General features: G+C 54.9%; 8 protein-coding genes. 5 read left to right on the top strand and 3 right to left on the bottom strand.

Going from position 1 to position 8084, the window contains the following annotated elements; translation table 11 throughout:
* Positions 1-105: 105 nt before the first annotated feature.
* The 3 genes from WCA10_RS06410 to WCA10_RS06400 all read right to left on the bottom strand — a co-directional run bounded on the left by WCA10_RS06410 (position 106) and on the right by WCA10_RS06400 (position 1241).
* Positions 106-681: a recombinase family protein gene (locus tag WCA10_RS06410; protein WP_472821676.1), complete on the bottom strand. Its 576-nt coding sequence runs from the start codon at positions 679-681 to the stop codon at positions 106-108.
* Positions 678-872, bottom strand: coding sequence for a plasmid partition protein ParG (locus WCA10_RS06405; protein ID WP_472821675.1), 195 nt, complete (start codon positions 870-872; stop codon positions 678-680). The genes WCA10_RS06410 and WCA10_RS06405 overlap by 4 nt, the downstream gene beginning before the upstream one ends.
* Before the next feature lie 84 nt (positions 873-956).
* Positions 957-1241 (bottom strand): helix-turn-helix domain-containing protein, encoded by a 285-nt coding sequence (locus WCA10_RS06400; protein ID WP_472821674.1) that lies wholly within the window; start codon positions 1239-1241, stop codon positions 957-959.
* 142 nt (positions 1242-1383) lie between these two features.
* On the opposite strand from WCA10_RS06400, the gene WCA10_RS06395 reads away from it, so the two are divergent.
* The 5 genes from WCA10_RS06395 to WCA10_RS06375 form a co-directional block, all read left to right on the top strand.
* Entirely contained in the window at positions 1384-1770 is a 387-nt protein-coding gene (locus tag WCA10_RS06395) for a hypothetical protein (RefSeq protein WP_472821673.1), read from the top strand.
* Between the two features lie 930 nt (positions 1771-2700).
* Complete coding sequence (locus tag WCA10_RS06390) at positions 2701-3339, top strand: hypothetical protein (protein ID WP_472821672.1); 639 nt, start codon at positions 2701-2703, stop codon at positions 3337-3339.
* A 415-nt stretch (positions 3340-3754) separates the two neighbouring features.
* Positions 3755-4696, top strand: a complete 942-nt coding sequence (locus WCA10_RS06385; RefSeq protein WP_472821671.1) for a type I restriction-modification system subunit M — start codon at positions 3755-3757, stop codon at positions 4694-4696.
* Entirely contained in the window at positions 4608-6818 is a 2211-nt protein-coding gene (locus WCA10_RS06380) for a type I restriction endonuclease subunit R (RefSeq protein ID WP_472821670.1), read from the top strand. Before WCA10_RS06385 ends, WCA10_RS06380 begins: the two co-directional genes overlap by 89 nt.
* Positions 6819-7698: 880 nt before the next feature.
* The coding region (locus WCA10_RS06375; RefSeq protein WP_472821669.1) for a zinc ribbon domain-containing protein at positions 7699-8084 on the top strand (386 nt) is incomplete at its 3' end.

Raw genomic sequence — 8084 nt, 5'->3', positions numbered from 1 at the left:
TACAGTTTTTGTCACAGCCGGATCGAGGAGATCCGGCTGTTTATTTTGTGTGGTTTGGCGGGCTGGTTTTGAGACCCCTTTTGTTACACATCGAAAAGGGGCTGATCAGGCTGTTTTTCGAAGGACACGTTGGATTGTTGCCGTCGAAACGCTGTGTCCTTTTGCGATCTGTCTGATGCTCAGGCCTCGCTGACGGTCTTGTTGGATAGCGGCGCTGTCCAGGATCAGCGGAGTTCGACCGATTCGTTGACCTTCAAGCCGTGCGCGCCGCATGCCGGCACGCACTCTTTCGACGATCAGCGAGCGCTCCAACTCAGCGATGGCAGCGATGATGATGACGATGGCCCGGCCCAGCGGGCCGCCGGTGTCGATGTTCTCTCGGAACGAGACGAACTCGACGCCTGTCCGGTTTAGATCATCGAGCACCGCCAGGAAGTGGCGTGTGGAGCGTGCGATGCGATCGCACGCCCAGACCAGGACAACGTCGAACCGACCGCGGCGTGCGTCCGTCATCATCTGGTCCAGCCCTGGCCGCTTGGCCTTGGTGCCGCTGATTCGGTCTGTGTACTCCTGGACGATCTGATAGCCGCGCTGGGTGGCCATCTGACGCAGGTCGTGTAATTGTGTCTCCGGATGCTGATCGACCGTGGAGACCCTCATATAGAGCACGGCGCGCTTCATGCGCGCCTGCCCTTCTTGGGAGCTACAGGTCCATTCTTGTCGACATACTTCTGGATCCATTCCAGAATCACATCGGTCATCTCGAGGCCCTGCGCTGCGGTTGCGGACTTGAAGCGGCGATGAAGCTCTTCGCTGATATTTACATTCAAGCGCTTTAACCCTTTTCCTTCCTTTGTCTTGATTGTTCTCACCTCCTTCCTCTGGAGGTGAGCATATGGGATTGTGAGTACCCGCCGCCAGTACCCCCGCTGATCCGGGGGCGGCGGCTGAGAAGGTTATGCCTTCCAGGCGCCCTGGCAGAGATGGACGACCGTAGCTAGCTGCACCTTGCTGAACTGGAGGGCTGCACCCATCAGCCGCAACTGCGCCGCAGTCTCCGGAACGCCGCCGGCCTCAACAGCCAGCCATTCAGACGCTTCCATGCCGGCCAGATGGGCTACTTCCTCCACCGAGTATCCTCTCCTCTCGCGGCCCTTCTGGATAAAAAGGCCGAAGAACCGGCCCCAGACCAGGCGCTGGACCCGGTGGAAGTCTTCTTGATTGTTAATTGTCATACTCATATACTCCGTACTCCTCATATGCGCCCCTTGTCAAGGGTTGCGCCCGATTTGAACCACATAATGAGTATGAACGCATATAAGCATGCACCAAAGCTATGACTGATCGAAGGGTAAATCCGAAGATTATCCATCCATCCACAAGATGGCCATCCTGGCAGATGTAGCTCCCTACTCACGTGAGTACAACACCTATCGCCAGATCGTCGGTAAAGAAGCTGAGGGAAATACCGAACTCGAAATCGAATACGAGAAGATCCTCAACCGGGTGAAACAAACTAGAGAATCGGTCATCAAAATGACCGATCGACACTTCACTGCCCCCATCGATGAGATCTCCGGCACCATCGAAGAGGCCACTCCCCACGGCATCTCGCTCAAAGAATATCCAGGCCGGATCTTTCAGTTCTCATCCGTCTCGACCAGCGCCGCCGATATGTCGGCGCGGATCCTGGGTGAACACCAGGTGTCTCCGTCCTGCCGCACCACAAAAACCTCACGCGCCCGCGCCAGGCCGAGAACCATCCTGTGATTCCATGCCGCCACTCTTTCCGGCGTTCTCATACTCTCGCGTGATGCTCAGGTGGTCTCTTCATCCTTGCGGACACAAAAGCCCTCGCGCGTGCGCGATCGAAGTCGCCCTCTCGATTCCGTGTCATTTCCGCACCAGTCTCCGCTCTGATCAGCGTGGGTGGGGATCGTATGGTCTCTTCATCCTGCCTGTGCGTCAGACTGAAGCTATCCATGATCTGGGACCGCAGGCTCTCTTTCTGACTTCCTCAGCCTCTCTCCATATAGATGGAAGATTTTTGTCGTCGCTTTATTCCCGTTCCTCGATTACGAGAACGGATCCATTATCTGGTTCAGGGGTTCTTGATGGCTTCGTTCTCTCTATCGATCAGGTGCCTTTTCTGTGCCGCCGGCGGCTCGGATATCCTCGCCCGCCGGCTTTCGAAAGGGAGTGCCTTTCTGGTAACCGAAAATAGTTGGTTTCCACACCCCAATCGACCGAGCATTTCTTCTTGGTGTTTTGACAGCGCCAGACCGGGAGAATGCCCTTTTTCCCTCCTGGCATTGACACTTTTCGCTGCTTTTCGGGGTACACAAGGGACAATTCTCTGCTAGTAACTCACACCCAAAAGCGATGTTTTCGCTTTTTGAGTGACCAAACTCCATCTAATTCGCACTTCCTGCCAGCAATATCGCCTCGTTCAGACAATTGCAACTGACGCAACGCCCCAGATCATCCATTCTCATTGCGCTCGTCGTGGATCTGACTAGCGCAACGGCGTCATCGGCGCAATCCTCGTTGCGCACTAGCTGGAAATGGCCTGCGCAACGCGCGTTTTTCAGCTCCAGTCGTTGCGAGAACCGTGCTCAGGCGCTGAGCAATCGCAGGTTGCGATCGACAGGTTCATACTTATGTGTGGCGAAATATGCTGTGCAGAGGGAATTCTTATCTATGAAAGACAATTCCGGGCCCATTTCAACTCTCCAATCAAAGTGGGGATCACTCCACGATCTTGATCGCGCTCAGAGGGTGCGCGCCCTCCGCCGGTCCGGCACCAGTCTGAACAAACTCGCAAAGGCGGTGCAGTGCAGTCCTTCCTTGCTTCGCCATCTGCTTGAAGCGCTCGAGGCTCCAAGGGCAGATCAATTGCTTGCCCGCGACGGCAAACTGACCACCAATCAGCTTGTTCGCTGTGCGAAAGCTGCGAAGGCCGCCCAAAAGGCCAGAGAAGGCGAGGCGCTGGCATTGAAGCAAGCTCAAGCTTCGATTCGAGGATGCAAGGAAATCTGCGATTGGCTAACAAGGGAGAGTTTCCCGGGCTCCTACGGCGAACAGATCATTATCGAAGCTCAACGGGAACTGGCCTATGCGGAGCAGAATGGCAAGCTACCGAAAGGCGCTGCACCTGCTGCTTTGCCCGTCACAGAAATCATTCAGCGCTGTCGGCCAGCTGAACTCAAGACCGACGCTATCACCCCGATCGCATGGTTTGGACACTGGCTCGCACTCTGGGCCTTCTACCTAATGCCCGATTCTTTGGTTCGGTACCGAGCATTCGAATCTGCTCTCGAAAGACAGTTCGGGAAATAGATAATAACCGCAGCGAATGGAGGGCAGGCCAATCGCCTCTTCCAACTCGCAGTTTCCCATGGTGCAGATTGATTCGAACTCAACATCCAACGCCCATCGATCTTCCTTGCGATTGGTCTTGATCAGTTCAGCGATACGATCAACAAGAGCTTTTCTCTATTCATCCACAGTAGGCGGCTCTGCTCGTCGCCATGGAACTGCCATCGATCGGCTCGGAGTTTCATTGTCCTTTAGATGGGTACCCACCAAGTCATCTGATCAGACATTCTCATTCTCCGAGCTGCCATTCTATCCAAATCAGGGATTCTGAAGCCGGGTAGCAGTAGCAGTAACCTGATTCCCTTGCTGAGCTAAGTATCCGTTTGTACACCAGGCGGATCGAGAAGACCGCCACCGCTATTACAATGGAGGCACTTTGCTAACCGAACGTCACAAGGAAATCACGGATAAGATCTGGGAGATCGCCAACCGGCTGCGCGGACCATACCGTCCGCCGCAATATCGGCTTGTCATGCTCCCGATGGTTGTGCTGCGCCGGCTCGATTGCGTGCTCGAGCCAACTAAGGAAGCGGTGCTCAAGGAGCACAAGCGGCTAAAGGCTGCGCACACGCCTGAGAAGGCGTTACCGCGTCTTCTCACTAAAGTGGTCAATTTCGACCGCAAGCAGCCCCTCTATAACATCAGCCCCTTCACGTTCCAAAAATTACTGGGCGACAGCGAAAACATTGCACCCAATCTCGTTGCCTACATCAATGGTTTCTCCGAAACGGCACGACGCATCTTCGAAAAGTTCAAGTTCGGTGACCAGATCGAGAAGCTCGATTCGAGCAACCGCTTGTTCATAATCGTTAAGGCGATGGCCAGTGTCGACTTGCACCCGGATCGGATCAGCAACATCGAGATGGGCTATATATTCGAATACCTCGTCATGAAGTTCAACGAGCAGGCGAACGAAGAGGCTGGTGACCACTTCACGCCCCGCGAGGTGATCCGGCTCATGACTCACCTCGTCTATACGGGCGAGGAAGACGTCTACAAGCCGGGCGTGTACCGTGAGATTTACGACCCTGCCTGCGGCACGGGCGGCATGTTATCAGTCTCAGAGGCAACGATCCGCGCTGGAAACAGGAAGGCCAATCTGGGCCTCTACGGGCAGGAGTACAACGACGAAAGCTGGGCGATCTGCTGCTCAGACATGCTCATCAAAGATGAGGAAACAGACCAGATCGTCCTCGGCGATCTTTCCACGTTACCACCAGCTCGATTCTGTGCGGAAGCTCGTTGCCCACGCTCGGGTGCATGGGCCAGGGCGCAACTACCTTATTCAGCACTCTGCGGGCTCGGGCAAATCGAATAGCATCGCATGGCTCGCGCATCGGCTGGCGGGCCTGCATAACGCTGCCGACGCTAAGGTATTCGATTCTGTCATCGTCATCACCGACCGGCGTGTGCTTGACCAGCAGTTGCAGAACACGGTTTACCAGTTTGAGCACAAAACTGGAGTTGTCGAGAAGATCGAGGAGAATACGCAGCAGCTTGCCAAGGCGCTGGCCGGTGGGACGCCGATCATCATCTCGACAATTCAGAAATTTCCCTTCATCAGCCAGGCGATCCGCACCCTAGAGAAGAAGGGCGAAGAGGTGGAACTAAACACCGCGGGCAAGCGGTTTGCCGTGATCGTGGACGAGGCCCATAGTTCGCAGTCCGGAGAGACGGTCGCGGCGCTCAAAGGCATTCTGAACAAGGACGGAATTGCCGACGCTATCGCCGCACAGCTTAGCGATGAAGAAGACGATGAACTATCTGAGGAGACAAAGGCAGCCATCCTCAAGGAGATGATGAGCCGGGCGCGCCAGCCAAATCTCAGCTTCTTCGCCTTCACTGCCACGCCGAAGTTCAAGACCAAGGCAGTGTTTGATGAGCCGGGGCCATCGGGCGCCTCACCATTCCATCTTTATTCGATGCGGCAGGCGATCAATGAAGGGTTTATCCTTGACGTCCTTCAGAACTACACGACCTATAAGCGCTTTTTCGGCCTGATCAAGAAGATCGAGAATGATCCCGAAGTGCCAAAGAAGGCGGCTGCGAAGGCACTCGGTCAATTCCTGGAGCTGCACCCCGTCAACATTGAACAAGTGGTGCAGGTGATAATCGAGCATTTCCGGCTCAAGGTGATGCACGAGTTGGGTGGGCGAGCCAAGGCCATGGTCGTTACTGCCTCACGTCTCTCTGCCGTCAAGTACAAACAGGCATTTGACAATTACATCAAAGGCAAAGGCTACACCGGTATCCGCGCGTTGGTCGCGTTCTCCGGCACGGTCTTGGATCCAGACCAGCCGGGGTCTACATTTACCGAAGTAGGTATGAACAACGGTTTGTCGGAACGCGAGCTCCCCGAGCGTTTCTCCGGTGAAGATTACCGCGTGCTCATTGTCGCCGAGAAATATCAGACTGGATTTGATCAGCCTTTGTTGCAATCCATGTATGTTGTGAAGAGGTTGGCAGGGGTACAGGCAGTGCAGACTCTCTCTCGCCTCAACCGCACGGCCCCCGGCAAGACACGCACTTTTGTCCTCGACTTCCGTAACGAGGAAGATGACATCTTCAAATCGTTCAAGCCTTATTACGAGGCGACTCCCGTCGGCGAAGATGTGGATCCGCAGAAGCTCAATGAGCTGCACCACAAGCTGTTACAGCCCGCCATTTTTACGCCGCAGGACGTAATGGAGTTCGCTGCTGTTTGGTTCAAAGCACGTCGTGATCCGAGCGGCCAAGATCATCGGCTGATGAATGCCGTCCTGGATCGCTGTGTCGCGCGTTTCAAAGAGCGTGGGGAGGTGGAACAGGAGGAATTTCGGGGACTGCTTGTAACATTTCGCAACCTGTACGGTTTTCTGTCACAAATACTTCCGTATTTCGACGAGGAGCTGGAGCGACTGTATGCTTTTGTACGCAATCTGATTTCAAAACTGCCCTTACCCGGTGACGGCGCCAAATTCACGCTCGACGATGACGTGGCCCTCAAGTTCTTTCGTTTGCAACAGGTGAGCGATGGCACGATCGACCTGTCGCGAGGTGAGGCGGACCCGCTCAAGGGACCAACCGACGTAGGCACCGGAGCGCAAACTGATAAAGACGTTCCGCTTTCCACGCTTGTCGACCAGCTCAACGAGCGGTTTGGCACTGACTTCACCGAGGCCGATCAGCTGTTTTTCGATCAGGTGCGCGCCACAGCTGAGCGCGATGAGAAGATTGTCGAGGCAGCCAAGGCGAACAGCCTCGGCAACTTTTCAGACTTCTTTGGCCGGGTTCTCGACGACTTGTTTATCCAGCGCATGGAAGGCAACGATGAGATCTTCCGACGAGTAATGAGCGACAAGCAGTTTCGTATGCTTGCACAAGATCATCTCGCTCGAGAGGTCTTCGAACGCATTCATCCGAATACATCCGCAGAAGCAACAGAGTCCGACTCTGCCTGACAGCCTTCACTCCGTTGAATCGATCCCTCGGGACGCGACCGTGACCTCGAAGTCCGGTTTTCCCAGATACCAAAGAAATCCATCTAACACCCTCATTTTGTACTGGTAACCATGAAGGTCAGAGTTCTCAATCACAGATCGGATCCTGTCATAGAACTGCAGCCAGACATCAACAAAAGATTCGTAGAGTCCTTGATCTGGCATTGGACAAATCCGGCAGATCTTGCTAATGACCTGAATCGCCCGGAGCGCATAGTCATCGAAAATCGGAACGTCATTTGGGTAGCAAAGCCACAGCGCTTTCGAAGTGAGGGACATTACCTCCCGCTGGCGCTTCGACCTCGGCGCCAGCGGAGCCAACGGCTGAATCCGAGCCCTGAGCCTGTTGTACTCGCGAATGATTTGAGCTTGCAATTGATCCAGAGATCGGTTGGGTTCTAATCGGCGCGTTTGCGCCGGCTTGTTTCGTCGTGCTCTTTTTCGTGTGGTGATTTCACTGTAAGCGTACGAACTTTCCCTTCTAGCTGCGGAGCGCGTCGAGCGTGAAGATCGGAACATGGCCGATGGTTTGGAAGTGAGTCCGCGTCGCGTTCGTCGCTAGCGGTCGATTTCAGAGAAGCTGAAGATCGTACGGGAGACGTTGCCGCCGGGCGTCAGCGTGGCCGAAGTGGCGCGGATCAAGGTGGAGGACATCGGCAGCCAGCGCATGGTGATCTACATCCTCTAGGGCAAGGGCGAGAGAGACCGCGATTCACGCCACAGATCACCCAAAAGTACCGAACAGGATCAATGACGGCGCTTGTGGCAACGGCCTGACATAGGGGTATAATGCAGTCGACTTTCCCGATGAATTGGATGAAGGAACTGGAGACCGACTGATATGGCTCCCGCAGGGTTTTGTACCAAATGTGGTATGTCCATTGAGCGGGACAACGCGTTCTGTGGCAAGTGTGGCGCGCCTAATGGATCATCACCTGTGGTTCAGCACACTGTTACGAATTCACTCTTCTCGAGTGCTGTTCCCCCTCCGGAACCGCCACAACGTTGGAGCATCGGCAAGAGAATTGTCGGAGGTTTTTCCGTCGTTGTGACTGTTGTCGTCTTCCTCGCCATCATTAGCAGTGGCAGTCACTCGAGTATTTCAGGTAATCCGTCGATGGGCACTCCATCTGGTACGACTGCTGCGGCCCTCGTCTTGCCTGCTGCCGAATCACAATTCATCTCCATCGTATCTGCAGCCCAATCAGCTTCCCGACAGGTCGAAAA

The organism is Occallatibacter sp. (assembly GCF_049582745.1).
GTDB lineage: Bacteria > Acidobacteriota > Terriglobia > Terriglobales > Acidobacteriaceae > Telmatobacter.
The sequence above is the reverse complement of the archived record's forward strand: the minus strand, read 5'-3'. Positions and strand labels throughout refer to the sequence as shown.

Coding starts and splice junctions, on each gene's coding strand:
- WCA10_RS06410 (WP_472821676.1), bottom strand. CDS start 681: ATGAAGCGCGCCGTGCTCTATATGAGGGTCTCCACGGTCGATCAGCAT.
- WCA10_RS06400 (WP_472821674.1), bottom strand. CDS start 1,241: ATGAGTATGACAATTAACAATCAAGAAGACTTCCACCGGGTCCAGCGC.
- WCA10_RS06395 (WP_472821673.1), top strand. CDS start 1,384: ATGGCCATCCTGGCAGATGTAGCTCCCTACTCACGTGAGTACAACACC.
- WCA10_RS06390 (WP_472821672.1), top strand. CDS start 2,701: ATGAAAGACAATTCCGGGCCCATTTCAACTCTCCAATCAAAGTGGGGA.